22 protein-coding genes and 1 tRNA gene are annotated in these 26327 nt (G+C 72.4%); 11 read left to right on the top strand and 12 right to left on the bottom strand.

Annotated elements, in window-relative coordinates:
* The first annotated feature begins 7 nt into the window (after positions 1–7).
* The 4 genes from glpK (at position 8) to MB828_RS28615 (ending at position 5458) form a co-directional block, all read left to right on the top strand.
* The gene (gene glpK / locus MB828_RS28630) at positions 8–1549 is read left to right on the top strand and encodes a glycerol kinase GlpK (RefSeq protein WP_133025857.1); all 1542 of its coding nucleotides are present in this window, start codon (positions 8–10) and stop codon (positions 1547–1549) included.
* A gap of 53 nt (positions 1550–1602) precedes the next feature.
* Positions 1603–3219, top strand: coding sequence for a glycerol-3-phosphate dehydrogenase/oxidase (locus MB828_RS28625; RefSeq protein ID WP_133025856.1), 1617 nt, complete (start codon positions 1603–1605; stop codon positions 3217–3219).
* A gap of 321 nt (positions 3220–3540) precedes the next feature.
* Positions 3541–4212: a FadR/GntR family transcriptional regulator gene (locus tag MB828_RS28620; protein WP_046734453.1), complete on the top strand. Its 672-nt coding sequence runs from the start codon at positions 3541–3543 to the stop codon at positions 4210–4212.
* 196 nt (positions 4213–4408) lie between these two features.
* Positions 4409–5458, top strand: coding sequence for a PAC2 family protein (locus tag MB828_RS28615; RefSeq protein WP_301650727.1), 1050 nt, complete (start codon positions 4409–4411; stop codon positions 5456–5458).
* A gap of 162 nt (positions 5459–5620) precedes the next feature.
* Here MB828_RS28615 and mshC read toward each other — a convergent pair whose 3' ends face one another.
* From mshC to MB828_RS28595, 4 genes are all read right to left on the bottom strand, one after another.
* Positions 5621–6850, bottom strand: a complete 1230-nt coding sequence (gene mshC, locus MB828_RS28610; protein ID WP_133025854.1) for a cysteine--1-D-myo-inosityl 2-amino-2-deoxy-alpha-D-glucopyranoside ligase — start codon at positions 6848–6850, stop codon at positions 5621–5623.
* A gap of 92 nt (positions 6851–6942) precedes the next feature.
* Entirely contained in the window at positions 6943–7758 is an 816-nt protein-coding gene (locus MB828_RS28605) for an SCO1664 family protein (RefSeq protein WP_301650726.1), read from the bottom strand.
* Positions 7722–8312: a DUF3090 domain-containing protein gene (locus MB828_RS28600; RefSeq protein WP_046732792.1), complete on the bottom strand. Its 591-nt coding sequence runs from the start codon at positions 8310–8312 to the stop codon at positions 7722–7724. Before MB828_RS28600 ends, MB828_RS28605 begins: the two co-directional genes overlap by 37 nt.
* Before the next feature lie 101 nt (positions 8313–8413).
* On the bottom strand, positions 8414–9100 hold the full coding sequence (locus MB828_RS28595; protein WP_301650725.1) for a histidine phosphatase family protein: 687 nt from the start codon (positions 9098–9100) through the stop codon (positions 8414–8416).
* Between the two features lie 62 nt (positions 9101–9162).
* On the opposite strand from MB828_RS28595, the gene corA reads away from it, so the two are divergent.
* The gene (gene corA / locus MB828_RS28590; protein WP_301650724.1) at positions 9163–10167 is read left to right on the top strand and encodes a magnesium/cobalt transporter CorA; all 1005 of its coding nucleotides are present in this window, start codon (positions 9163–9165) and stop codon (positions 10165–10167) included.
* Positions 10168–10180: 13 nt separating this feature from the next.
* On the opposite strand, the gene MB828_RS28585 is transcribed toward corA, so the two are convergent.
* Together MB828_RS28585 and MB828_RS28580 are read right to left on the bottom strand one after the other, a co-directional pair.
* A complete protein-coding gene (locus MB828_RS28585; protein WP_301650723.1) occupies positions 10181–10969 on the bottom strand; it encodes a ferritin-like domain-containing protein in 789 nt (262 codons plus the stop codon).
* A gap of 229 nt (positions 10970–11198) precedes the next feature.
* The gene (locus tag MB828_RS28580) at positions 11199–12254 is read right to left on the bottom strand and encodes an LLM class F420-dependent oxidoreductase (RefSeq protein ID WP_301650722.1); all 1056 of its coding nucleotides are present in this window, start codon (positions 12252–12254) and stop codon (positions 11199–11201) included.
* Positions 12255–12432: 178 nt separating this feature from the next.
* Between MB828_RS28580 and MB828_RS28575 the strand changes: the two genes are divergently transcribed.
* Positions 12433–13416 (top strand): aldo/keto reductase, encoded by a 984-nt coding sequence (locus MB828_RS28575; RefSeq protein WP_301650721.1) that lies wholly within the window; start codon positions 12433–12435, stop codon positions 13414–13416.
* A complete protein-coding gene (locus tag MB828_RS28570) occupies positions 13413–15929 on the top strand; it encodes an ATP-binding domain-containing protein (RefSeq protein WP_301650720.1) in 2517 nt (838 codons plus the stop codon). Before MB828_RS28575 ends, MB828_RS28570 begins: the two co-directional genes overlap by 4 nt.
* An 82-nt stretch (positions 15930–16011) precedes the next feature.
* Here MB828_RS28570 and MB828_RS28565 read toward each other — a convergent pair whose 3' ends face one another.
* Positions 16012–16740 carry a hypothetical protein gene (locus MB828_RS28565; protein WP_133025849.1) on the bottom strand — a complete coding sequence of 243 codons (729 nt, stop codon included), beginning with the start codon at positions 16738–16740 and terminating at the stop codon, positions 16012–16014.
* A 47-nt stretch (positions 16741–16787) separates the two neighbouring features.
* Here MB828_RS28565 and MB828_RS28560 point away from each other — a divergent pair, with 47 nt between their 5' ends.
* Positions 16788–16976 carry a DUF5703 family protein gene (locus tag MB828_RS28560; protein ID WP_046732800.1) on the top strand — a complete coding sequence of 63 codons (189 nt, stop codon included), beginning with the start codon at positions 16788–16790 and terminating at the stop codon, positions 16974–16976.
* Between the two features lie 85 nt (positions 16977–17061).
* Here the strand turns inward: MB828_RS28560 and MB828_RS28555 are convergent, their stop codons facing one another.
* From MB828_RS28555 to MB828_RS28545, 3 genes are all read right to left on the bottom strand, one after another.
* On the bottom strand, positions 17062–18162 hold the full coding sequence (locus tag MB828_RS28555) for a chaplin family protein (protein WP_301650719.1): 1101 nt from the start codon (positions 18160–18162) through the stop codon (positions 17062–17064).
* Between the two features lie 136 nt (positions 18163–18298).
* Positions 18299–18532, bottom strand: coding sequence for a chaplin ChpH (gene chpH, locus MB828_RS28550; protein ID WP_046732802.1), 234 nt, complete (start codon positions 18530–18532; stop codon positions 18299–18301).
* 145 nt (positions 18533–18677) lie between these two features.
* On the bottom strand, positions 18678–20003 hold the full coding sequence (locus MB828_RS28545; RefSeq protein ID WP_301650718.1) for a M20/M25/M40 family metallo-hydrolase: 1326 nt from the start codon (positions 20001–20003) through the stop codon (positions 18678–18680).
* A gap of 199 nt (positions 20004–20202) precedes the next feature.
* On the opposite strand from MB828_RS28545, the gene MB828_RS28540 reads away from it, so the two are divergent.
* Positions 20203–20287 (top strand) — tRNA-Leu (locus MB828_RS28540).
* A gap of 108 nt (positions 20288–20395) precedes the next feature.
* On the opposite strand, the gene MB828_RS28535 is transcribed toward MB828_RS28540, so the two are convergent.
* Both MB828_RS28535 and MB828_RS28530 read right to left on the bottom strand, forming a co-directional pair.
* Entirely contained in the window at positions 20396–20626 is a 231-nt protein-coding gene (locus MB828_RS28535) for a DUF397 domain-containing protein (protein ID WP_133025846.1), read from the bottom strand.
* Between the two features lie 3 nt (positions 20627–20629).
* Positions 20630–21496 (bottom strand): helix-turn-helix domain-containing protein, encoded by an 867-nt coding sequence (locus tag MB828_RS28530; RefSeq protein WP_133025845.1) that lies wholly within the window; start codon positions 21494–21496, stop codon positions 20630–20632.
* A 241-nt stretch (positions 21497–21737) separates the two neighbouring features.
* Between MB828_RS28530 and MB828_RS28525 the strand changes: the two genes are divergently transcribed.
* Both MB828_RS28525 and MB828_RS28520 read left to right on the top strand, forming a co-directional pair.
* A complete protein-coding gene (locus tag MB828_RS28525) occupies positions 21738–22181 on the top strand; it encodes an ATP-binding protein (protein WP_133025844.1) in 444 nt (147 codons plus the stop codon).
* A 272-nt stretch (positions 22182–22453) separates the two neighbouring features.
* Complete coding sequence (locus MB828_RS28520) at positions 22454–26320, top strand: Pls/PosA family non-ribosomal peptide synthetase (protein ID WP_301650717.1); 3867 nt, start codon at positions 22454–22456, stop codon at positions 26318–26320.
* The last annotated feature ends 7 nt before the right edge of the window (positions 26321–26327 follow it).

Here is a 26327-nt window from a genome sequence, read left to right as displayed (position 1 = left end):
GCACACAGTGACCGACGCTCACACCGCAGGCCCCTTCATCGCCGCCATCGACCAGGGCACCACCTCCAGCCGCTGCATCGTCTTCGACAAGGACGGCCGTATCGTCTCGGTCGACCAGAAGGAGCACGAGCAGATCTTCCCCAAGCCGGGCTGGGTCGAACACAACGCCAACGAGATCTGGACCAACGTCCAGGAAGTCGTCGCCGGGGCCATCCAGAAGGCCGGCATCACCCGCGACGACATCAAGGCCATCGGCATCACCAACCAGCGCGAGACCACCGTGCTGTGGGACAAGAACACCGGTGAGCCCGTCCACAACGCCATCGTCTGGCAGGACACCCGCACCGACGCCCTCTGCCGCGAGCTCGGCCGCAACGTCGGGCAGGACCGCTTCCGCCGCGAGACCGGCCTCCCGCTGGCCTCCTACTTCGCCGGTCCCAAGGCCCGCTGGCTGCTCGACAACGTCGACGGCCTGAAGGAGCGCGCCGAGGCGGGCGACATCCTCTTCGGCACCATGGACACCTGGGTCATCTGGAACCTGACCGGTGGTGTCAACGGCGGCAAGCACGTCACCGACGTGACCAACGCCTCCCGCACCCTTCTCATGAACCTGCACACCACGCAGTGGGACGAGAAGATCGCCGAGTCCATCGGTGTGCCGCTGCAGATCCTCCCCGAGATCCGCTCCTCCGCCGAGGTCTACGGCGAGGTCACCGGCGGCAAGCTCGGCGACCTGCTCGGCGGCATCCCGGTCGCCTCCGCGCTCGGCGACCAGCAGGCGGCCCTGTTCGGCCAGACCTGCTTCTCCGAGGGCGAGACCAAGTCCACCTACGGCACCGGCACCTTCATGGTGATGAACACCGGTGACAAGATCATCAACTCCTACGCGGGCCTGCTGACCACGGTCGGCTACAAGATCGGCGACCAGCCGACCGTGTACGCGCTGGAGGGCTCGATCGCCGTCACCGGCTCCCTGGTGCAGTGGATGCGCGACCAGATGGGCCTGATCTCCACCGCGGCCGAGATCGAGACGCTCGCGCTCTCGGTCGAGGACAACGGCGGCGCCTACTTCGTGCCGGCCTTCTCCGGTCTGTTCGCCCCGCACTGGCGCTCCGACGCCCGCGGTGTGATCGCCGGCCTGACCCGGTACGTCACCAAGGCGCACCTGGCCCGCGCGGTCCTGGAGGCCACCGCCTGGCAGACCCGCGAGATCGCGGACGCCATGACCAAGGACTCCGGCGACGAGCTGGTGACCCTCAAGGTCGACGGTGGCATGACCGCCAACAACCTGCTGATGCAGCAGCTCGCCGACGTCCTGGACGCGCCCGTGGTGCGCCCGATGGTCGCGGAGACCACCTGCCTCGGCGCCGCCTACGCCGCCGGCCTCGCCGTCGGCTTCTGGTCCAGCACCGACGAACTGCGCGCCAACTGGCGCCGGGCCGCCGAGTGGACCCCCCGCATGGACGCGGAGACCCGCGACCGTGAGTACAAGAACTGGCTCAAGGCCGTCGACCGGACCATGGGCTGGATCGAGGACGACGAGAGCTGACGAGAGCGCACCAGCTCTCACGATCGAGCTCTGACGAGGAGTAAGAACCCGACATGACCAGTCAGTCCACCCTGCAGTCCGTGCCTGCCCTGGGGACGCACCCGGCCTCCGGCTCCAACCCGAGCCGGGCCGAGACCAGGGAGCAGCTCTCCAAGGCGTCGTACGACCTTCTCGTGATCGGCGGCGGCATCCTGGGCATCTCCACCGCCTGGCACGCCGCGCAGTCCGGGCTGCGGGTGGCACTGGTCGACGCCGGCGACTTCGCTGGCGCCACCTCCTCCGCCTCCTCCAAGCTTCTCCACGGCGGTCTGCGCTACCTGCAGACCGGCGCGGTGAAGCTGGTCGCGGAGAACCACTTCGAGCGCCGTGCGGTCTCCCGCCAGGTGGCCCCCCACCTGGCGAACCCGCTCACGTTCTACCTCCCCGTGTACAAGGGCGGGCCGCACGGCGCGGCGAAGCTCGGGGCGGGCGTGTTCGCCTACTCCGCGCTCTCCGCGTTCGGTGACGGAGTGGGGCACCTGCTGAGCCCGGCGAAGGCCGCACAGGACGTGCCGGAGCTGCGCACCGAGAACCTCAAGGCCGTGGCCGTGTACGGCGACGACCAGATGAACGACGCCCGCATGGCGCTGATGACGGTCCGCGCGGCCGTCGAGGCGGGCGCGGTCGTCCTCAACCACGCCCAGGTCACCGGCCTGCGCTTCACCCGGGGCCGGGTCACCGGCGCCGACCTCAAGGACGCCGTCTCCGGCGAGGAGTTCGGCGTCAACGCCCGGCTGGTGCTCAACGCGACCGGCCCCTGGGTCGACCACCTGCGCCGGATGGAGGACCCGAACGCGGCCCCCTCCATCCGTCTCTCCAAGGGCGCGCACCTGGTCCTGAAGCGGACGGCGCCGTGGAAGGCCGCGCTGGCCACCCCCATCGACAAGTACCGGATCACCTTCGCCCTCCCGTGGGAGGACATGCTGCTGCTCGGCACCACCGACGAGCAGTACGAGGGCGACCCCGCGGACGTGTCCGTCACCGAGAAGGACATAGCCCAGATCCTGGACGAGGCCGCGTTCTCCGTCCGGGACCAGCAGCTCAAGCGCGAGCTGATCACCTACGCCTTCGCCGGTCTGCGCGTGCTGCCGGGCGGCCCCGGCGACACCGCCAAGGCCAAGCGGGAGACCGTGGTCACCGAGGGCAGGGGCGGCATGCTGTCCGTCGCGGGCGGCAAGTGGACGACGTTCCGGCACATCGGCCGCACCGTGATGCAGAAGCTGGAGGCGCTGCCGGGCCACCCGCTGGGCGACGACTTCGAGCCGATCTCCTCGCTGCCGAAGAAGCTGCCGCTGCCCGGCGTCGCCAACCCGCGCGCCGTCGCCCATCGGCTGCTGGTGGACAACCCGGCGCCCGGCCCGCGCATGGCCGCCGACACCGCCAAGCACCTGGCCACCCACTACGGTTCGCTGGCCTTCGACATCGCCCGCATCGCCAACGAGCACCCGGAGCTGGCCGAGCGGGTCCACCCGGACGCGCCGGAGATCTGGGCGCAGGTCGCCTGGGCCCGCGACCACGAGTGGGCCGAGACCGCCGACGACGTGCTGCGCCGCCGTACCACGCTGACCATCCGCGGCCTGGCCACGGACGACGTCCGGGCGAAGGTCCAGGACCTGCTCGACAAGAAGTGACCCGCTGAACTGGCGGTTGCCGGGTCCTTGCCCTGACCGTCCCGGCAACCGCTGAGGTCCCGACCCCGCCGTACCGGGGGACGGGCGGCACGAGGGGCGGCTCCCTTTCCCCGGGGAGCCGCCCCTCCGCCGTACCGGGAACCCACCCCGCCACCACACCCCCCGCCTCCTGCCGCCGCATGCCCCGGCCCCGTTCCCGCCGGCGCCGCGGCCCGGCCCCGCGAAGCCCCTGGCGGACCGGTCAGGGAGCACCGCGACCGGGCTCTCCAGGCCGCATAATGTGGCAGAGACATCGGATGTCTGGACTACAGGGAGGCCGGTATGGCAGTCACCGATGAGGCGATCGAGAAGATCAAGGACATGATCGTCTCCGGTGCGCTGCGCCCTGGTGACCGGTTGCCCAAGGAGAGCGAACTCGCCGCCGAACTCGGCCTGTCCCGCAACTCGCTCAGGGAGGCGGTGCGGGCCCTGTCGCTGATCCGGATCCTGGACGTACGGCAGGGCGACGGCACGTATGTCACCAGCCTGGACCCGCAGTTGCTGCTCGAAGCGATGAGCTTCGTCGTGGACTTCCACCGCGACGACACGGTCCTGGAGTTCCTGGCGGTGCGCCGGATCCTGGAACCGGCCGCGACCGCGCTGGCGGCCTCCCGGATCAGCGAGCAGCAACTGGACGCGCTGGGCGCCCAGTTGGACGCGCTCGGAGCCGCGCCCTCGGTGGAGGAACTGGTCGCGTGCGACCTGGAGTTCCACCGGGGCATCGTGCAGAGCTCGGGGAACTCGGTGCTCTGCTCGCTGCTGGACGGGCTGTCGGGGCCGACCACCCGGGCCCGGATATGGCGCGGGCTGACCCAGGAGGACGCGGTGGCGCGCACGCTGCACGAGCACCGGGCGATCCTGGCCGCGCTGCGCGACCGGGACGCGGAGGCGGCCCGTTCCTGGGCGACCGTGCACATCGCGAGCGTGGAGCAGTGGCTGCGCAGCAGCCTGTGACGCGCGGGCCGGCCGGCCGCGGCGGGCCGGTGAAGCGCTTGCCGTCCGTTGCCGGTTACCGGTCGCGACGGGGTGTTCGAGCGGGGCGAACGGGGCAGTGATCCGTTCACTCCCCCGTGCAAGGGGGCTGCGGGCGCCCCCGCTCGACGCCGTAAGGTTGGGACGTACGCGAGGGCACGTCGGAAGGAGGCACTGGGTGATCGAGCTGGAGGGGGTTCCCGAGCTGATCGACCCAGTCATGGTGGCCGCGTTCGAAGGCTGGAACGATGCCGGCGACGCCGCTTCCACCGCGGTCGCGCATCTGGAGCGCGAGTGGAAGGGCGAGGTGTTCGCGGCCCTTGACGCCGAGGACTACTACGACTTCCAGGTCAACCGCCCCACGGTGTGGATGGACGCCGGCGTGCGCAAGATCACCTGGCCGACGACGCGGCTGTCGGTGGTCCGGGTCGGCGGGGAGAAGCCGCGGGACCTGGTGCTGGTCAGAGGAATCGAACCGTCCATGCGCTGGCGGTCTTTCTGCAACGAACTGCTCGGCTTCGCCCACGAGCTGGGCGTGGAGCTGGTGGTCGTCCTGGGCGCGCTGCTCGGCGACACCCCCCACACCCGCCCGGTGCCGGTCAGCGGGGTCACGTCCGACTCCGACCTGGCCCAGCGGATGGATCTGGAGGAGACCAAGTACGAGGGTCCGACGGGCATCGTCGGCGTCCTCCAGGAGGCCTGCACGCACGCGGGCGTCCCGGCGGTCTCGCTGTGGGCGGCGGTGCCGCACTACGTCTCGCAACCGCCCAACCCGAAGGCCACGCTGGCCCTGCTCAACCGCCTCGAGGACCTGCTCGACCTGAGGATCCCGCTGGGTGAGCTGGCCGAGGACGCGCGCGCCTGGCAGGTCGGCGTGGACCAGCTGGCCGCCGAGGACAGCGAGGTCGCCGAGTACGTGCAGACGCTGGAGGAGGCCCGGGACACCGCCGAGCTGCCGGAGGCGTCCGGCGAGGCGATCGCCCGGGAGTTCGAGCGTTATCTGCGGCGCCGGGACGTGAACCCGCCCGGCGGGCACGCCACGGCGGACGGCACGGACAGCCCGCCGTATCTGCGGGACAACCCGGGGAACCCGGGCGGCAAGGCCCGGCCGCCGCGCCCGCCGAAGCCTGACATGCCCGGGAGCACCGGAAACGCGGGAAGCGCCGAGGAGGGCGAGGACGCCGACGGGGGCTCCGGACCGGACGGCGAGGACCCCTCCGGGGACTGAGACCTCCGGGGACTGGGACCTCCAGGGACCGGGACCTCCAGGGACCGGGACCTCCGAGGACTGAGACGCCGAGGACTGAGACGCCGAGGACTGAGGCAGGGGCGGTACGCGTTGTGCGTACCGCCCCTGCCTGTTGAGTGCCGGCCTCGGGCCTGCGTCAGTTCAGAGGGCCACGCCCAGCAGGGCGTCCACCGCTCGGGACACGACCCCGGGTGCGCCGGTGTCCGTGCCGCCCCGCTCCTGCTGGAGTGCCGCCCAGCGGTCCACCGCCGCCAGGGCCGCGGGTGCGTCCAGGTCGTCGCTGAGGGCCTCGCGGATCTCCTCCACCAGGGCCTCGGCGGGCGGGCCGTCCGGGCGGGAGACGGCCGCGCGCCAGCGGTCGAGGCGCGCCACCGCGTCCGCCAGCACCTGGTCCGTCCACTCCCAGTCCGCGCGGTAGTGGTGGGAGAGCAGGGCGAGCCGGATCGCGGCCGGGTCCACGCCGTCCCGGCGGAGCTGGGAGACGAAGACCAGGTTGCCCTTGGACTTGGACATCTTCTCGCCGTCGAGCCCGACCATGCCGGCGTGCACGTACGCCTTGGCCATCGGGAACTCGCCGGTGAGCACCTGGGCGTGCGAGGCGCCCATCTCGTGGTGCGGGAAGGCCAGGTCGGAGCCGCCGCCCTGGACGTCGAAGGTCATGCCGAGGTGATCGAGGGCGATGGCCACGCACTCGATGTGCCAGCCCGGCCTGCCGCGGCCGAGGGAACCGCCGTCCCAGCTGGGTTCGCCCTCGCGGGCGGCCATCCAGAGCATCGGGTCGAGGGGGTTCTTCTTGCCGGCGCGGTCCGGGTCGCCGCCGCGCTCGGCGGACAGCAGCCGCATGGCGGCCGCGTCGAGGCCGGAGACCTGGCCGAAGTGCGGGTCGGACTCCACGGAGAAGTAGATGTCGCCGTCGAGTTCGTAGGCGGCACCGAGGTCGCGCAGTCGCTCGACCAGCGGCACGATGCCCGGTATCGCCTCGACCGCGCCTATGTAGTGCTGCGGCGGCAGCATCCGCAGGGCGGTCATGTCCTCGCGGAAGAGGGTCGTCTCCCGCTCGGCGAGGGCGACCCAGTCGACGCCGTCGCGCTGCGCGCGTTCGAGCAGCGGGTCGTCGACGTCCGTGACGTTCTGGACGTAGTGCACCTGCCGCTTGGTGTCGAGCCACACGCGCTGAACCAGGTCGAACGCGTTGTAGGTCGCCGCGTGACCCATGTGGGTCGCGTCGTACGGCGTGATGCCGCAGACATAGATACGGGCGACGGGACCGGGGTCGAGGGTGACAGGACCGCCGGTCGCGGTGTCGTGGATCCTCAGGTCGCGGCCCTGACCAGGCAGGGCGGGGACCTCGGAAGCGGGCCAGGCATGCATGTACATGAGCGTAACCGGACCCGAGTTCGGTATACGAACCGGACGGCCGGGAAGGCACTCTTGATCTCTGGGACCGAATGTGCTGGTGGGCGCTACACCGGCGGCCAGGGGATGGCCGGCCACTCGCCGCTCGGTTCCGGGTGCTTCCCGGAAGTGAGCAACGCCTCGACACGGGCGCGCACGGCGTCCAGCTCGGCCGGCGTGATCAGTTCGGCCAACCGGGTCCCCAGGGCCCCGGCCAGGGCCTCCCGCAGCCCCTCCAGCACCTCGACGGCCTCGCCGGTGAGCGGCTCGCCCGCCCACCCCCACAGCAGGGTGCGCAGCTTGTTGTCGACGTTGAAGGTGACGCCGTGGTCGATGCCGTAGAGCCGGCCGTCGGCGGTGGGCAGCAGATGGCCGCCCTTGCGGTCGGCGTTGTTGACCACGGCGTCGAGGACGGCGAGCCGGCGCAGCCGGTTGTCATCGGCGTGCACCAGCAGCGCGGTCTTGCCGTCGCCGACCTCGGCGAACCCGATGGCCTTCCAGCCCGGTTCCGGCTCCTCGGCGTCGACCAGCGCCAGCAGTTCGGCGCCTTCCGGGTCGACGTCGATCCACAGCTGGCACATGCCCTCGCCGTACGGGCCGTCGCGCAGCACCGTCGGCGGGACCAGGTCCCAGCCCATGGCCTCGGAGACCTCGTAGGCGGCCACCTCGCGCTGGGCGAGGGTGCCGTCGGGGAAGTCCCACAGCGGGCGTTCCCCGGCGACCGGCTTGTAGACGCAGGACGCCTCCTCGCCGTCGAACGCGACCGTGCAGAACAGCGCCGCGTTGGAGGCGTCGCGGATCCGGCCGCGTACCTTCAGCTCACCGCGGGCGAGCAGGTCGGCGGCGGTCACGCTCCGCGGCGGTATCCGTTCTGGCGCGGACATACGTGTCCTTCCGGGTCGAGCGGGAGGCTGCACAGCGGGCACGGCGGCCGCCCGGCGTTGACGACGTCCAGGGCGCGCTTGGCGAAGGCCCTGGCCTGCGCGCCGCTCAGCCGGACCCGCAGCATCGGGGGCCCGTTCTCCTCGTCCTGGAGGAGCCGTTCCTCGGCCTCGGCGAGGTCCTCCTCGGAGTCGGCGTCCAGTTCCACCAGGGCCTGCGCCTCGACGATCATGCGCTCCTCGTCGCCGTCCCAGGCGAGCGCCATGGTGCCGACGCGGAACTCCTCCTCGATGGGGGTGTCCAGCGGGGCCGTGTCGGTGATCTCGTTGGGCGCGACGGCGGGGACGGCCGCGCTGCCTCCGCTACGGCGTACGACCTCGTCGAGGAGTTCGTCCATGCGTTCGGCGAGCGCGGCGACCTGGGTCTTCTCCAGGGCCACGCTGGTCGTCCGGGGGCCGGCCGTGGCCTGGAGGAAGAACGTACGGCGTCCGGGCAGTCCGACCGTGCCCGCGACGAAGCGGTCCGGCGGGTCGTAGAGGAACACCTGACGGGACACGTCCTGTCTCCATGGGAATCGGGGGTACGTGGGAACGGGCGGGGGTGGCGGCGGCTACGGGACCGCTCGCACGGGTCGCTTCACCCTACTGCGGCTGACGATCACGGCGCGCCGGCGCCGCCACCGACCGGTGCGTCTTCCCCGGGAGGTTCCGCGCGGGGAGCGAGCGAGGCGAAATCCCCGGTGTCCCCGAGACGAACGAGAAACGGCCTGAGGCGGGTGTAACGGATCGCGGTGATGGAACACGGTTCGACGGAGATCCGCTGGAAGAGGTCGAGATGAAGACCGAGTGCGTCGGCGACGAGGGACTTGATGATGTCACCGTGCGAACACATGAGATAGACCGCGTCGGCGCCGTGATCGCGCTCCACGCGCGCGTTCCACTCGCGTACCGCCTCGGCGGCGCGGGTCGCCATGGCGCGCATGGACTCGCCACCGGGGAACGCGGCCGCCGACGGATGCGCCTGTACGACGTCCATCAGCGGGTCGTCCTTGAGCTCGGCGAGCTTGCGGCCGGACCAGTCGCCGTAGTGGGCCTCCCCGATCCGCTCGTCCGTGTGGGCGGTGAGACCGGGACGGGCTTCGAGGAACGGCCGGACCGTCTCCTGGCAGCGCTGCAGCGGGCTGGTGACCACCTCGGAGACCGGCAGTCCGGCGAGCCTGCCGGGCAGTGCGGCGGCCTGGGCGGCGCCGCGCTCGTCGAGGGCGACGCCCGGCGTCCAGCCGGCGAGCACGCCCGAGGTGTTGGCGGTGGAGCGTCCGTGCCTTACGAGGATCAGCGTGGGCATGCGGCCCAGGGTAGGCGCATGCCGAAGTGCGCAGGCGGGCGGGCGACGGGAGAATACGCTCCGTGATCGTCGACTGCGCCATCTACCGGGGCGGGGAGCGCATGGAGACCCCGCAGGACTTCTCCGACGCCCTCGCGGAGGCACGCGCGCGGGGCGACAGTTTTCTGTGGATCGGTCTGTACGAGCCCACCGAGCGCGAGTTCGACCTGGTCACCGACGAGTTCGGGCTGCATCCGCTGGCCGTGGAGGACGCCCTGACCGCCCACCAGCGGCCCAAGCTGGAGGTGTACGACGACTCGCTGTTCGTCGTCCTGAAGCCGGTGTCGTACGAGCCGAAGAGCGACACGGTGACCTCCGGGGAGCTGATGATCTTCCTCGGGGACTCCTTCGTGGTCACCGTGCGCCACGGGACGCCGTCGCCGCTCGGGGACATCCGGCGGCACCTGGAGGAGCAGCACGAACTGCTCAAGCACGGGCCGACGGGGGTGCTGTACTCGATCTCCGACGCGGTGGTGGACCACTACCTGGAGGTCGCGACCGAGCTGCAGAACGACCTGGAGGAGGTGGAGACCGAGGTGTTCTCACCGGGCGGCGGCGGTTCCCGGTACACGGCGTCCCGGATCTACTCCTTCAAGCGGCAGATCCTGGAGTTCCGCCGGGCGACCGTGCCGCTGGCGGTGCCGATGACCAAGCTGGCCGGGGTGGGCCCGTACGGCGGCGGCACGGCGGTGCCGTTCGTGCACGAGGAGGCCCGGCCGTTCTTCCGGGACGTCAACGACCACCTGCTGCGGGTCAACGAGGGGGTGGAGGCCCTGGACCGGCTGGTGTCGGACGTCCTCAACGCCCATCTCGCGCAGATGAGCGTGCGGCAGAACGACGACATGCGGAAGATCTCCGCGTGGGCGGCCATGGCGGCGGTCCCCACGATGATCGCCGGCATCTACGGCATGAACTTCGACCACATGCCCGAGCTGCACTGGCTCTGGTCGTACCCCGCGGTGATCCTGATCATGGCCGTGCTGGAGACGGTGCTGTACCGGCTGTTCAAGCGCCGCGGCTGGATGTGAGCGGCCCGGCCGCTCAGGCGAACTCGGGGGCGGCGGCCGCGGGGCCGCCCAGGGCGTCGCGGCGCTCCGGCATCCGCAGCGAGACCATGCGGCGCCAGCCGCCGGCCCGCTCGTAGGCGTAGACGGCGTGGATGCCGGCCGCGAGGAGCACGGACCTGCCCCGTGGCCAGCCGAGGATGCGGCCCATGTGCGCCATGACGGCGAGGCTGACGTCCCGGTAGACGCGGATCTCGGCCAGCGCGCACGCGCGCAGGGTGCGCCGGATGGCCGGGCCGTGCCCGGCGGCGGCGAAGCGCAGCAGCTCCTCGTGGCAGTAGGCGAGGTGGTTGTCCTCGTCGCCGGAGATCATCCGTACCGCGCGGCCGACGTCCGGGTGGTCGGCGAAGTGCCTGCGCAGCAGGTTCATCTGCTCGGACGCCCGCTGCTCGGTGACCCGGCTGTGGGCGAGGTAGGTGACGATGTCCTCGACGGTGAGCGGCTGCCGGTCCCGGAGCCGGTCGTGGGCGAGTCCGATGCCGTGCCGTTCCAGGATCATCGTGTAGTCGGTGTCGGGCGGGACCGGCACCGGGGTGAGTCCGCGTCTCCTCAACAGGGCCTGGAAGATGCGTCCGTGCTTGTCCTCGTCGGCGCCATGGCGGGTGATCTTGGGGGCGAGGCCGCGTTCGCCGTCCGGCACCAGGGCGGCGATCCGCGCGTTCTCCCAGCCGCCCTGCGACTCCCCGCTGGCCGCGATCGAGCAGAAGAGCCGGAAGGACTCGTCGTCGTCGAGGATCTCCTGGAACAGACTCCTGGCCGAAAGCATCGTGGACACCTCTCCGGAGGACTCACCGGACCCGGGAAGAACGAGTCAAATGCCGCATCGGGGGCGCTGCAACAGCTGTGCGGGCGGGCTCGGCCGAAAGGAGGAGCACCGGGGTCACTCCGGGGGCGTAACCGCGCGGGCGCGGGCGCGTTGTTCTGCATGACGGCCGTGGCGGGGAAGACCCCCCGAGCCCCCACCACGGCCGCGGACTTCTCGCCCGCCGGGCCGGCTACGCGAGCCCGGCCCGCTCCAGGGCCTCGGCGCCGGCCCGCAGCGAGGCGAGCCGCTCGTCCAGGGTGAAGCCGGCCGGGGCGAGGGACAGGGTGGTCACCCCGGCGGCGGCGTAGGCCTTCATCCGGTCGGCGATCCGGTCCACGGACCCGAGCAGCGTGGTCTGGTCGATCAGGTCGTGCGGTACGGCGGCGGCGGCCCCGTTCTTGTCCCCGGAGAGGTACTTGTCCTGGATCTCGGCGGCCTCCCGCTCGTACCCCATGCGCTGGGCGAGCTGGTTGTAGAAGTTCTGCTTGCGGCTGCCCATGCCGCCGACGTACAGCGCGGTGTACGGCCGGAAGGTGTCGGCGAGCGTGGCCACGTCCTTGTCCTCGCCGACGGCGAGCGGCAGCGTCGGGCAGATGTCGAACCCGTCGAGCGTCCTGCCCGCCTTCTCCCGTCCGGCGCGCAGGTACCCGACGGCCGTCTCCTCCAGGTGCTCGGCGGACGGGAAGATCAGCAGGGCGCCGTCGGCGATCTCGCCGGTCTGCTCCAGGTTCTTCGGGCCGATGGCGGCGATGTAGACCGGGATGTGCTCGCGCTCCGGGTGCACGGTCAGCCTGATCGGCTTGCCCGGGCCGCCCGGCAGCGGCAGCGTCCAGTGCTCGCCCTCGAACGACAGCCGCTCCCGGCTCATCGCCCTGCGCACGATCTCCACGTACTCGCGGGTGCGGGACAGCGGCTTGTCGAACTTGACGCCGTACCAGCCCTCGGAGACCTGCGGTCCGGAGACGCCGAGGCCGAGGCGGAAGCGGCCGCCGGAGAGGGAGTCGAGGGTCGCGGCGGTCATCGCGGTCATCGCGGGCTGCCGGGCCGGGATCTGGAAGATGGCCGAACCGACGTCGATGCGTTCGGTCTTGGCGGCGACCCAGCTGAGCACGGTGGCGGCGTCGGAGCCGTAGGCCTCGGCGGCCCAGCACACGGCGTACCCGAGGCGCTCGGCCTCCTGCGCCACGGCCAGATTGTCCCCGTCCATCCCGGCACCCCAGTAGCCGAGGTTGATCCCGAGCTGCATGGCCGATCCCCTTACCCATCAGTAACGTCGCTGTCGCGGAGACCTTAGCGCGAGGCGCCCCGGAAGGGGGCGCGGGGAACCGCGTGGCAAACCCCACGGCGAAACCGTCCGTCCCCTGGGGAAACCGGTTATCCACAGGCAACCCAACGCATCAACTCTGGCCAGTAATCTCGCGGTCATGGAGCAGAGGCATCTCGGCCGTACCGGCCTTCGCGTGTCCAGAATCGGACTCGGCACCCTCACCTGGGGCCGGGACGTCGACGAGCACGACGCCGCGGACATGCTGAAGACGTTCTGGGAGGCCGGCGGCACCCTCGTCGACACCGCGGACGTGTACGGCGACGGAGAGGCCGAGTACCTGCTCGGGCAGCTCATAGAAGGGCTGGTGCCGCGCCGGGACCTGGTCATCTCGACCAAGGCGGGCAGCGTCCCCGACCCCGACCGCCGTTTCGACGGCTCACGCGGCCACCTGCTCGGCGCGCTGGACGCCTCCCTGGCCCGTCTCGGCACCGACCACGTCGACGTCTGGCACGTGCACGCCTACGACCCGGACACGCCGCTTGAGGAGACCCTGCACGCCCTCGACCTGGCCGTCAGCAGCGGCCGGGCCCGCTACGCCGGCGTCTCCAACTTCTGCGGCTGGCAGCTGGCGAAGGCGGCCACCTGGCAGCTCGCGGCGCCCGGCCACCGCACCCGGCTGGCCAGCACGCAGCTGGAGTACTCGCTGCTCCAGCGCGGCGTCGAACGCGAGGTGCTGCCGGCCGCGCTGGACCTGGGCATCGGCCTGCTGCCGTCCTCCCCCCTGGGCCGGGGTGTGCTCACCGCGAAGTACCGCAACGCCACTCCCCCGGACTCGCGGGGCGCGTCCGAGCATCTGGCGCCCTTCGTCGCGCCGTACCTCGACGACACCGCGACCCGGATCGTGGACGCGGTGCAGACCGCGGCCGACGGGCTCGCGGTGACACCGCTCCAGGTGGCGCTCGCCTGGGTGCGGGACCGGCCGGGCGTGACCGCGCCGGTCGTCGGCGCGCGCAACGCGCAGCAGCTCACGGCGGCGTTGTCAGTGGAGGCACTTACGCTTCCTGACGAGATCTGCCGGGCCCTCGACGACGTGTCGGCGCCCGTGCACCGCTATCCCGATCACGACTGGAGCACGCTGTGAGCACGGAGCCGGGGCTGGGCGCCACGCCCGAGGCCGACGACGAGGGGACGCCGGAGGCCGCGAACCTCACCGCCGGCCCAGCCGAAGCGAGCGCCGCGCCGGACACCGACGCGACCGGCACGAACAGCAGGGACGACGACAGCAGAACCGCCGGCACCAAAGCCGACGAGACCGAACCCACCAGACCTGGACGGACCGACTCGGCGGACGTCGGCGACGGGGCCGAGAGCGGCGGGGCCGCGGCGGCCGGCCCGGACGGGGTCGGCGGCGGGGCCGCGGCGGCTGGCCCGGAGGGCGTCGACAACAGGGCCGAGAGCGGCGGGGCCGCGGCGGCTGGCCCGGAGGGCGTCGGCGGCGGGGCCGAGAGTGACGGGGCCGCAGCGGCCGGTGCGGACGGGGTCGGCGACGGGGGCGAGAGTGGCGGGGCCGCGGCGGTCGGTGCGGACGGGGTCGGTGGCGGGGTCTCCTCCGGCTCCGGGCCGGGCGGGGGGTCCGGCTCCGGTGGCGATGCGGCGGAGGCGGCCCAGCGGTCCGAGGCTGAGGCCGAGCTGGCCGCCCAGCGGGTCGAGCGGGAGCGGATCGAGCGGCGGAAGGCCGAGCGGAAGCCCGTCGAGAGCGGCGGCAAGCTCAGTGGCACGGCGGCCGACCTGCTCGCGGCGATCCGGGCGGTGGAGGGCGGCGAGAAGCCGGCGGCCACCGTGTTCGGCGACCCGGAACCGGCCCCGCGCCGGGCGGCCCCCGCCCCGGAGCCGGTCCGTCGGCCGCAACCCGCCGCCCCGGCCGCCACCGGGCCCGCCGCCGAGACGGTCACGGCGGTACGAGGGGTCCTGGCCGACGGCGGTGCCCCCGAGTCACTCGCACCCCAGGTCGCCGCCGCCCTCGGCGAGGGAGCCGACGTCCTGCTGCGGGAGGACCCCTGGCAGCTGCTGCGGGTGCACGGCGTGCGGCCGGACCAGGCCGACGGGTTCGCGCGGGCGCTGCTCGGCGCGGAGTGCGGCCCGGACGACGAGCGGCGCGGCCGGGCGCTGACCGGCTGGCTCCTCGAACAGGCCGCCCTCGCCGGGCACACCGCGCTGGAGATGCCGACGCTGGCCACGGCGCTGGCCCAGCGGGCGGTGCCGGACCCGGACGCGGCCGTGCAGAGCGCGCTCGCCGAGGGCGAGGCCCTGGTCTTCCAGGACGCGCTCGATCCGGGCGCCCCGGAACCCGCGGACGACGAGGAGGAGCGGCCGGTCCGGGTCCTGGTCGGTCTGGAGCGGTACGCGCTGGCCGAGGAGAGCCTCGCCGACGGACTGGCCCGGCTGGTCAACTCCCTGGCCAAGGACGCCCCAGGGCCCTGGGACGCGGTCGCCGCGGCGGCCTCGGGGGGCGCGGCCGAGCTGGCGAGGGCGGTCGCCGGGCACGGACTCGTGCTGCACACGGGCGGTGAGGCGGCCCGCGCCGAGCCGGCCGCGCTGCTGGCCGCCGCCCGCGCCGCGGGTCTGCGTGCCTTCGCCGCCGCCCACACCCACGACGGGCTCCGGCAGCTGACGGCACCGCAGGAGGAGGGCGGCGCGGCGGCCGTCGGCACGGTCGCCGGGCTGCTCGCCGGCGCGGAGGGGCCCGGCCGGGACGCGGAGGGCGCTCTCGACCTCGACCTGCTGATCGTGCTGGACGCGCCCCAGCTGGACGTGGAGAGCGCGGCCATGGTCGTGGAGGCGCTGCCCGACGGGGCGCGGCTGGTGCTCAGCGGGGATCCCGCGGTGCTGTGGTCGGCGGGGCCGGGGCGGGTCTTCGCCGACCTGCTGGCGGCCCGCGTGTGCCCGCAGCTCGCCTCCCGCACGCCCGACCCCGGTCCGCTCGGCGAGCTGGTCTCCGGGATCGGTGTCGGTGAGCTCCTCCAGGTGGACGCGCCCGGCAAGGAGGTCGTGATCGTGCCGGTGCGGGACGCGGGCGAGGCGGTGCACCGGACGGTGCAGCTGGTCGCCGACTCCGTGCCGCGCGCCATCGGCGTCCCCGCCGAGCAGACCGTGGTGATCACCCCGGGCCACGGCGGCGCGGCGGGCACCCGGGCCCTCAACACCGCGCTCAAGGAACGGCTCAATCCGGGCCCGGGCCGCTTCGGCGGCTTCGACCCGGGCGACCGGATCGCCTTCTCCCCCGCACCGGGCCGTACGGTGCCGGGCCGGGTGGTGAAGGCGGACGGCGACGGGCTGCACCTGGCGTGCGCGGGCGGGCCGGTCGTCGTACCCAAGGAGCAGGTCGAGCAGTCCCTGCGGCACGGCTGGGCGGTGACCGCCCACCAGGCGGCGGGCGGCCGGTGGCCGGCCGTGGTCGTGGTGCTGCCCGGGGACGCGGCCCAGTCCCTCAGCCGCCCCTGGGTGTACACGGCGTTCAGCCGGGCGGAGCGGCATCTGTCGGTGGTGCACGGCGTGGAGCAGGCCCTGCCGAGAGCGGTGGCCGAGGCCCTGCCGAAGCCCAGGACGACCCGGCTCCCGCTGCTGCTCAGGACGCTGGTGCCGACGGCGGGCTGACCGCCCTGCCCGCCACGGGACCCCGCGGCGGTGGTGCCGGACCGGTCACGGAGGACCGGACGGCACCACCAGCCGGAGCGGGTCAGCGGTCGGCGGCGTCCAGCGGTTCCAGGTCCTCGTCGAGGTCGAGGTCGTCCTCCAGCGCGTCGGCCTCCTCCGTGTCCTCGTCGTCCCCGTCGTCCCCGTCGTCGCCGTCCTCCTCGTCGTCGAAGACCGCGCTGACGTCGAACCGGCACACCACCAGCTGCGGGTCGACCCCCTCGAACGGCGCCTCCAGCCACTCGCCGGGCTCGGCCGGTTCCTCCGCCGCGGTCACCCACAGCGTGGAGTCGCCCTCCTCCAGTCCGAACTCCTTGTGCCGGGAGGCGATCTCGTCCGGCTCGAACTCGCCGAACAGGACCCCGAGGGCCTCGTGGATCGTGCCGGCGGCGTCCTCGCCCACGCCGAGGCCGTCGCCGTACTCCGCGGCCTGGACCCGCTGGGCCTGCGCCAGCAGTCGCTGCGGTTCCGCCACGGCGTAGTCGCGGCGGATCAGCACGCTGATCGCGTTCGGTTCCTCGGGACCGGCGTACGGCGGCAGCGAGTCCTCGGTGCCGGGGATCTCGAAGGGCGTGACCTCGTCGTAGCGGTCGTACAGGAGCTCGTCGTAGACCTCGGCGGCCGCGGCAAGCTGGTTGAACGCCTCGTAGACAGCCGGGTCGTCCTCCCCCGACCTGCGTTCGACCGCGGCCAGATGGCGGTCGAGCGCGGTCTTGACCGCCTCGGCGGCGGCGCGTACCTCGGCAGCGGTGGGCTGCGCAGCATCAGACATAGTGCAGACGCTATCCGTACCGGGCACCAGCCCGCACAATAGATGCGATGCCGGAATACGAATTTGTCGACGTGTACGTACCTCGCGGGGTGTCCCGCAAGGAGGCCACACGTCTGCTGACGGACCATGCCGAGTACGGACACTGGGAGTTGGACCGACTGAGCCTCATGCGCGACGGCAGCCGCAGGGTGCGGTTGCGCCGGCGGATCATCCGCCAGGTGCGTGCCACATGGTGAGACTGGCCGACTGACGGAAAGGGCCCCGCGTCGACGGGGCCCGTTCCGGCCCACGCACCGCCGCCGGTGCGTCACCGTCCGTGCGCTACGCCGTGGCGCGCGCCTTGCGGTAGAGGACCGCGCCCGCGAGCAGCGCGCCGGCGCCCGCGGGAAGCGCGAGGCCCAGCGGGAGGTCACTGCCCGTGTGCGCGAGCTGCGCGGCGCCGCTGCCGGGCTGCGTCACCGAACTGCTGCCCACCGGGCTGACGACGGACGACCCGTGGCCCCCACTCGGAACGCTCCCGCCCCCGGCGTGCCCGGGGGTGCCGGGGTGCCCCGGAGTGCCGGGGTTTCCGGGAGTACCCGGCTGACCCGGCGTACCGGGAGTGCCCGGGTGACCCGGAGTACCGGGGTTCCCAGGAGTACCAGGGTTCCCAGGAGTACCGGGCTGACCCGGCGCACCGGGGTGTCCCGGAGTACCCGGCTGACCCGGGTGCCCTGGAGTCCCCGGGTTTCCGGGGGTTCCAGGGTTGCCACCGTGACCTCCGTGACCGCCGTGGCCACCATGACCGCCGTGGCCACCATGACCTCCGTGACCGCCGTGGCCACCGTGACCTCCGTGACCACCAGAGCCTCCGTGACCGCCATGACCACCCGAGCCGCCGTGGTCGCCGTATCCGCCGTCGTTGGCGCAGTCGTTGCCCGCGGCCGGGTTGCCGATGCCGATCACGTTGACGCTGTTGCCGCACACGTTGACCGGCACGTCGATCGGCGCCTGCACCGTGTTGCCCGAGCCGACGCCGGGCGAGCCGCCGGTGTGGCCGCCGGCGTGCGAACCGCCCTGGCCGCCGCCGTGACCGCCGCTGTGACCGCCCGAGTCGCCGTAGCCACCGTGGCCGCCCGAGTCGCCGTAGCCACCGTGGCCGCCGGAGTCGCCGTAGCCGCCCGGCGCGGCGCCGTGGGTGCCGTGGTTGGCGCACTTGTTGCCCATCGCGGGGTTGAGCGCGCCGACCACGTTGACGGTGTTGCCGCAGACGTTGACCGGCACGTGCACCGGCGCCTGCACCGTGTTGCCGGACAGCACACCCGGTGAGTCGCCGGCGGAGCCGACGGCTCCCGAGTCGGCGTGGGCGTAGCCGCTCGCCGCGGCGATCACGCCGGTCGCCGCGGCCACTGTCATAAGGCCCTTACGGGCACCCTGTCGCATTATCTGAATTCCCCCCTGCCTTGGATCCTGACCGTATGCATTCCGCGGGAAATGAACCGCGGAAAACCGGTCGGCCCCGGAGCGCGTGGCGCGCGCTCCGGGGCCGACGGAAAGACGCCCCCTCAGGGAGCCGGCGTCACTTGTTGATGCAGGTGTTGCCGAAGGCGGGGTTCAGCAGCCCGATCACGGAGATCGTGTTGCCGCAGACGTTCACCGGGACGTGCACGGGAACCTGGATCACGTTGCCGGAGATGACACCCGGGGAACCCACGGCAGCGCCCTGGGCACCCGAGTCGGCGACGGCCAGGCCCGCACCCGCGAGAACCAGACCACCAGTGGCAGCCGCAGCAGCGACGACCTTCTTGAGCATTATTCCTCCTTGTTGGCAATGCGATCCCAAGTAGCGGATCGCATCCGGTGTAACGAGGAGGGAGTAATGGAGCTACGAGCTTATCGTCGCATTCACTCTTTTCAGTAGAACTCGTACAGTCGCCCGATTAGCCCAAGCCAGTGATTCACGATGCGTCGATAAACCGGTCGAGCACCCGGACACCGAACTGGAGACCGTCCACCGGCACCCGCTCGTCCACACCGTGGAACATCCCGGCGAAGTCCAGCTCCGGCGGCAGCCTGAGCGGCGCGAAGCCGAAGCCGCGGATGCCCAGGTCGTCGAAGGACTTCGCGTCGGTGCCGCCGGAGAGCATGTAGGGGACCGCCTTCGCCGTGGGGTCCTCGGCGAGCAGCGAGGACTGCATGGCCTCCACCAGGGCCCCGTCGAAGGAGGTCTCCAGCGCCTTGTCGGAGTGCACGTCCGCGCGGACCACGTTCGGGCCGAGCAGCCGGTCCAGGTCGGCGAGGAACTCCTCCTCGTGACCGGGCAGGAACCGTCCATCCACGTGCGCGGTGGCCTCGCCCGGGATGACGTTGACCTTGTAACCGGCGTTCAGCTGGGTCGGGTTGGCGGTGTTGCTGAGCGTCGCGCCGATGAGCTTGGCGATGCCGCCGAGCCTGGCCAGCGTCGACTCCATGTCCTCCGGGTCCAGCTCGGTGCCGAGCGCGTCGCCCAGTTCGTCGAGGAAGGCCCGGGTGGTCTTGGTGACCCGCACCGGGAACTTGTGCCGGCCGACGCGGGCGACGGCCTCGGACAGCTCGGTGATCGCGTTGTCGCGGTGGATCATCGAGCCGTGCCCGGCGGTGCCCGCCACCTTCAGCTTCATCCAGTGCATGCCCTTCTCGGCCGTCTGGATCAGGTAGAGCCGCCGCTCCTCGCTCACCGTGAAGGAGAAGCCGCCCACCTCGCTGATCGCCTCGGTGACGCCCTCGAAGAGGCCCGGGTGGTGGTCGACGAGGTACCGGGCGCCATAGGTGCCGCCGGCCTCCTCGTCGGCGAGGAAGGCGAGCACGATGTCCCGGGGCGGCTTGCGGCCGCTGCGCAGCCGGTCTCGCACGACCGCCAGGGTCATGGCGTCCATGTCCTTCATGTCCACGGCCCCCCGGCCCCACACGCACCCGTCCGCGACCTCGCCGGAGAAGGGGTGGTGGGTCCAGTCGTCGGCGTTGGCCGGTACGACGTCGAGGTGTCCGTGGATCAGCAGGGCGGGCCGGGTGGGGTCCGCGCCCTCGATGCGGGCCACCGTGGAGGCGCGGCCCGGGTGGGACTCGAAGATCTCCGGCTCCAGCCCGACCTCGGCGAGCTTCTCCGCGACCCACTCGGCGGCCTTGCGCTCACCGGGGCCGGAGTGGTCGCCGTAGTTGCTGGTGTCGAACCGGATCAGCTCGCGGCAGAGGTCCACGACCTCGTCCTCGCCGGTGACGCCCCTGGCCGTGTCCGTCTCGCTCACGCTGCTTCCCTCCGCTGTCACTGCCGGCCGGTCCCGGCCATCCTCTCTCCCTTTGGGTCCGGACCCCAAGAGCGGTCCCGGCCCGTCACACGCCGTTCACGCCCGGCCGCGCCCGGAACGGGGTGTGATCGGCCACCCCGGAAAGCCTGGTAGTGTTTCCTTCGTCGCCACGGGGGAAACCCCGCACGACAGACACCTTGTCCGGGTGGCGGAATGGCAGACGCGCTAGCTTGAGGTGCTAGTGCCCTTTATCGGGCGTGGGGGTTCAAGTCCCCCCTCGGACACTATCGAGGAATCACGAAGAAACCCCTGCTGAGCAGGGGTTTCTTGGTTTTTCGGCAGACCGGCAGGCGACCACCTCGCGGTGGGCGCCACTCCCTCGGTCGAGCCTCTCAGTCGAGGCGGTCGCCTATTCGGCCGTCACCGAGCGCCAGCGTCGTGGTGAACGCGGAGAGCGACGGCCGGCCGAACAGCAGCGCGGGCCCGTGCGGGCGCTTGCTGTCCCGGACGGCGACCGTCGCCCCGTCGACGATCCCGCATTCCACGCAGTCGGACTGTGATGCGGACGCAGAGGACTTCCACCAGGTGACCGGCAGAGCCGACGCGTCGTCAACGTGCTTCATTCGCTATTCGTTCTTCCTTATCTGGGTGATCAGTTCCACCGACGCCTCGACGGACTCGGCGGCAGACGTGAGGCGTTGCCACGCGGCCCGGTGCGTGGAGACCCGATCACGTTCCTCGATGTACAGGGCGGAGGTCAGCCCTTCCTGGTGGACGACGTCCAGGTCCGTGTGCGGACCGAAGCCCAGGATGCTGAAGGTGCCGGTGAGTCCGGCGTGCAGGGGAGCGTCCGATCGCAACACCTGGATGTTGATGTTCGGGCGCCGCCCCATCGTAAGCAGGCGCCCCAACTGCTCGTACATCAGGGCGGGGTCCTCGGTGGTGGAGCGCAGGGCCTGTTCGGAGATGATCGCCCAGAGCGCCAGCGGGTCGCTGTCCCGGGTGAGGACGGCCTGGCGTGCCAGCCGTACCTCGACGAGCGCGTCGACCCGTGCCTCGACCGCCTCTGACATGGCGGTCGCCCGGATGATCTCGCGGGCGTACTCCGCGGTCTGGAGCAGTCCGGGGACCATGCCCAGCTGCCAGGTGGAGACCGTCTCCGCCTCGGCCTCCAGGCTGATCAGGTCCTCGTACACCGGGGTGAGCACACCCCGGTACGAATGCCACCAGCCGCGTCTGCCACCCTCCTTGGTGAGCATGATCAGGGCCGTGCGCAGCTCGTCGCTGACGTCACGGCCCAGTTTCGCGTACAGGTCGAGCAGCGCCTGGATGTCCGCTGCCTTGGGGGCGGTCTTGCCGGTCTCCATCCGGGACAGCTTCGAGGAGACGAACGCGCCTTCGGAGTGCTCCGCGACCTCGTCGAGGGTCAGCTCGCCACGCAGGTCGCGCAACTTCGCACCGAGCCGACGCCGGCGCACCGTGGGCGTGCTCACGGCTTCCCCCTTCTGTCCGATGAACTGCCGGACAGTCTGCCGTGCCGCCCCAACCCTCGCCACCGACTGACGACTTGTGCCGCAACTCTCCCGGCGCCATGCGCAAATTTTCACATCACGTGGGACGTATTGCGATCGACTGTGCCGAGAAGGCACCATGAATCCGGGAAATACGAAAGTGACCGCACTCGCATGGCGAACCACCGTGCCTGCGTTGGGACATGCCCGTGAGGGGATCCACATGATCGAACGCCAGCGGAGCACCACGACCGCACCCCGTGCACAGCAAGTCGCCCCGCCGCCCGTCCTGTTACTGGCGAGCGAACCCCAGTCGGCCAGGGCGGCACGGCGGTACGTGAGTGACTTCATCACGCACCACATCCCGGACGCCTCCCGTGACCACATCGACGCCGTCGCCCTGGTCACCTGTGAGCTGGTCACCAACTCCCTGCGCTACGAGACCGACCCGGACGACCCGGTGCGTCTCGTCATCGACAGCGACGCGGCCCGGACCCGGGTCGAGGTGCACGACCCGCTGGGCCGTCACCCCCGCTTGCGTCCCGTCTCGGTGGAGCGGGACCGCGGGCGCGGTCTGCTCATCCTCGACGCGCTCTGCTCGGGCCGCTGGGGTGTCGGCAACCTGCCCTGGGGCAAGTCCATCTGGGCGGAGGTCAGCGCCGCGTGAGGGTCGGATGCGGGCCCCGGACACACTGAGTTGGCCCGCATCACGCTGTGTGGCCCATCTCTCGCCGGGCCCGTGAAGCTCCTGGTCAGAGCTTGCTCAAGATTCAACCGACTGCCCCGAACGGCCGCCTCCGAGTGGTCGCGAGAGGAACGGCGGCCTAGCGTCGTACTAACATTTCCGGTTTGTTACCCAGCCGGAGCCGGACAACCCCAGGCAGACCTGAGGGCCCGCCGGCGCCCCGGAGGGTTCCGGGAACGAGACGCGAGGACCGGATGGCAGCGACTGACGAGAGCAGTGCTCTCGGCCTGCTCGACGAGGAGATCCGCGAGGAGTTCGGGGACACGGCACGATTCTCGGCCGGGCCGGCGGCGCCGCCGCGCACGCTCGTGGACGTCTTCGAGGCGAGTGTACGGGCCCATCCCGAGGAGCCCGCACTGGACGACGGCACCGCCCAGCTCACCTACCGCGCGCTCGCGGTGGAGGTGGAGCGGCTGCGGCGGCGACTGGCCGGGGCCGGGATCGGGCTCGGCGACCGCGTGGGCGTCCGGGTCCCGTCCGGAACCAACGACCTGTACGTCGCCGTGCTCGGCGTGCTCGCGGCCGGTGCCGCCTATGTGCCCGTGGACGCCGAGGACCCGGACGAGCGGGCCGCGCTGGTGTTCGGTGAGGCGGAGGTCGGCGCCGTCGTGGGCGCGGGCCTGGAGATCGACGTCCGGCGCGACTCCGGGGGACCCGCCGGCCGGCCCGGCACCGGGCACGACGCCTGGATCATCTTCACCTCGGGCTCCACCGGCAGGCCCAAGGGCGTCGCCGTCACCCACCGCAGCGCCGCCGCCTTCGTGGACGCGGAGGCCGCGCTGTTCCTGACCGAGGAGCCGATCGGCCCCGGCGACCGGGTCATGGCGGGCCTCTCGGTGGCCTTCGACGCCTCCTGCGAGGAGATGTGGCTCGCCTGGCGCTACGGCGCCTGTCTGGTGCCGGTGCCGCGCTCCCAGGTCCGCAGCGGTGCCGATCTCGGCCCCTGGCTGGTCGAGCAGGAGATCACCGTCGTCTCGACCGTGCCGACCCTGGCCGCCCTCTGGGAACCCGAGACCCTGAACGACGTCCGTCTGCTGATCTTCGGCGGTGAGGCCTGCCCGCCCGAGCTGACGCAGCGGCTGGTCACCGAGGGCCGCGAGGTCTGGAACACCTACGGGCCCACCGAGGCCACCGTGGTCGCCTGCGCGGCCCTGATGACCGGCGAGGAGCCGATCCGCATCGGGCTGCCGCTCAACGGCTGGGAGCTCGCCGTCGTGGACGACGCGGGCGAGCCCGTGGCGATGGGCGAGAGCGGCCAGCTGGTGATCGGCGGGGTCGGGCTCGCCCGGTACCTCGACGCCGAGAAGGACGCGGAGAAGTACGCGCCCCTGGAGTCGCTGGGCTGGGATCGGGCGTACCGCAGCGGTGACCTGGTGCGCGCCGACCGCGAGGGGCTGGTGTTCCTCGGACGGGCCGACGAGCAGATCAAGCTCGGCGGCCGCCGTATCGAGCTCGGCGAGGTGGACGCGGCCCTCCAGGCGCTGCCCGGCGTCGCGGGCGCGGCGGCGGCCGTGCGGACCGCGCGCGGCGGCAACCAGCTGCTGGTCGGCTATGTCGTCACCCAGGACGGCTGGGACCAGGCGGCGGCCGTCGAGAAGCTGCGTGCCGAGCTGCCCGCCGCGCTGGTGCCGCTGCTCGCGCCGGTCGCCGAGCTGCCCACCCGCACCTCCGGCAAGGTCGACCGCAACGCCCTCCCCTGGCCCCTGGAGGGCCTGGAGAGCGGCGGCCCGGCCGAGCAGCTGTACGGCACCGAGGCCTGGCTCGCCGAGCAGTGGACCGAGGTCCTGGGCATCCCGGTGACCAGCGCCTCCGACGACTTCTTCGCGATCGGCGGCGGCAGCCTGTCCGCCGCCCAGCTCACCACCCGGCTGCGCACCCGCTACCCGAGCGCGGCCGTCCTCGACCTCTACCAGCAGCCGGTGCTGCGCAAGCTGGCCCGCCGGCTGGAAGAGTCCGTGCAGGACGACGGCGCCGAACGCACCATCGCACCGGTGCCGCGCCGCGCCCAGCTGGCGCAGCTGCTGCTCCTGCTCCCCCTGTTCACCGTGCTCGGGCTGCGCTGGACCGTGGTCCTGGCCGCGCTCGGCAACGTGCTGAGCGGCTACGGCTGGCTGCCGGCCGCGCCCTGGTGGCTGGTCGGCCTCGGAGCCCTGGTCCTGTTCACCCCGCCCGGCCGGATCGCGATCGCGGCCGGTGGCGCGCGGCTGCTGCTGCGGGGCGTGAAGCCGGGCACGTACCCGCGCGGCGGCTCGGTCCACCTGCGGCTGTGGACGGCCGAGCGGCTCGCCGAGTCCGCCGGGGCGACCTCGCTGACCGGGTCCTGGCTGGAGCGGTACGCGCGGGCGCTGGGCGCCAAGGTCGGGCCCGACGTGGACCTGCACTCGCTGCCGCCGGTCACCGGTCTGCTCAGGGTGGGGCGCGGTGCGGCCGTGGAGTCCGAGGTGGACCTGTCCGGCTCCTGGCTGGACGGCGACCGGCTGGTGATCGGCGCGGTCCGGATCGGCGCCCACGCGGTCGTCGGCACCCGCAGCATGCTCTTCCCGGGCGCGCGGGTCGGCAAGCGCGCCGAGGTGGCCCCCGGTTCGGCGGTCACCGGGCAGATCCCGACCGGTCAGCGCTGGGCCGGCGCCCCGGCCGTCAAGCTGGGCAAGGCCAAGCGGAACTGGCCCAAGCAGCGGCCGCAGCGCGGCACCTACTGGCGGGTGATGTACGGCCTGACCGGACTCGGGCTGAGCGCGCTCCCGGTGCTGTCCGGTGCCGCCGCGCTGCTGGTCGCCGGGCGTCTGGTGGCCCCCGGGGACGGCCTGGGCGAGGCGCTGCGCGGTGCGGCCGTCGCCCTGGTCCCCGCGACCCTCGCCTTCGGGCTGGCGTACGCCCTGCTGATCCTGGTCGCCGTCCGGCTGCTCAGCCTGGGCCTGCGGGTCGGCACGCACCCCACGCACAGCCGGGTCGGCTGGCAGGCGTGGACCGTGTCCCAGCTGATGGACCGCTCCCGCGAGACCCTGTTCCCGTTGTACGCCGGTCTTGTCACGCCGGTGTGGCTGCGGCTGCTCGGGATGCGGATCGGGCGCGGTGCCGAGGTGTCGACGGTGCTGGCGCTGCCGAGCCTGACGACGGTCGGCGAGGGCGCGTTCCTGGCCGACGACACGCTGACCGCGCCGTACGAGCTCGGCGGCGGCTATGTGCGGATCGGGCGTGCGGAGATCGGACGGCGGGCGTTCCTCGGGAACTCCGGGATGACCGCGCCGGGCCGCAGCGTGCCCGACGGCGGTCTGGTGGGCGTGCTGTCGGCGACGCCGAAGAAGGCCAAGAAGGGCACCTCGTACCTGGGGCTGCCGCCGGTGAAGCTGCCGCGCAGCGCCGCCGACGGCGACCAGAGCCGCACCTACGAGCCGCCGGCGCGGCTGCTGTGGGCGCGGGCGCTGGTGGAGACGTGCCGGATCGTGCCGGTGCTGTGCTCGGTGGCGCTGGCCGGACTGACGGTCGCCGCGCTGTGCGCGCTGGGCGCCTGGGCGCCGCTGCTGTCCGGTCCGGTGCTGCTCGGTGCCGGTGCGGCCGCGGGTCTGGTGTCCGTGCTGGCCAAGTGGCTGCTGGTCGGCCGGCACCGCAGCGGGGAGCACCCGCTGTGGAGTTCGTTCGTGTGGCGCAACGAGCTGGCGGACACCTTCGTGGAGGTGCTGGCGGTGCCGTGGCTGGCCGGCTCGGTTCCGGGTACACCGTTGATGACGGCCTGGCTGCGCGGTCTCGGTGCGCGCGTCGGCAAGGGCGTCTGGGTGGAGAGCTACTGGCTCCCGGAGACCGATCTGGTGACCCTGGAGGACGCGGCCACCGTGAACCGCGGCTGTGTCCTGCAGACTCACCTCTTCCACGACCGGATCTTGCGGACGGATACTGTGGTTCTCCGTGAGGGCGCCACGCTGGGCCCTGGCGGGATCGTGCTGCCCGGCAGCACGATCGGGGCCCGTACCACCCTGGGTCCCGCGTCGCTCGTCATGGCGGCGGAGTCGGTTCCCGACGACACCCGCTGGCTCGGCAACCCGATCGAGGCATGGCGTCCCTGAGCGGGGG

The organism is Streptomyces arenae, assembly GCF_022343545.1.
Lineage (GTDB): Bacteria > Actinomycetota > Actinomycetes > Streptomycetales > Streptomycetaceae > Streptomyces > Streptomyces humi.
Note: the sequence above shows the minus strand (reverse complement) of the source record. Positions and strands in the feature narration are given on the sequence as shown.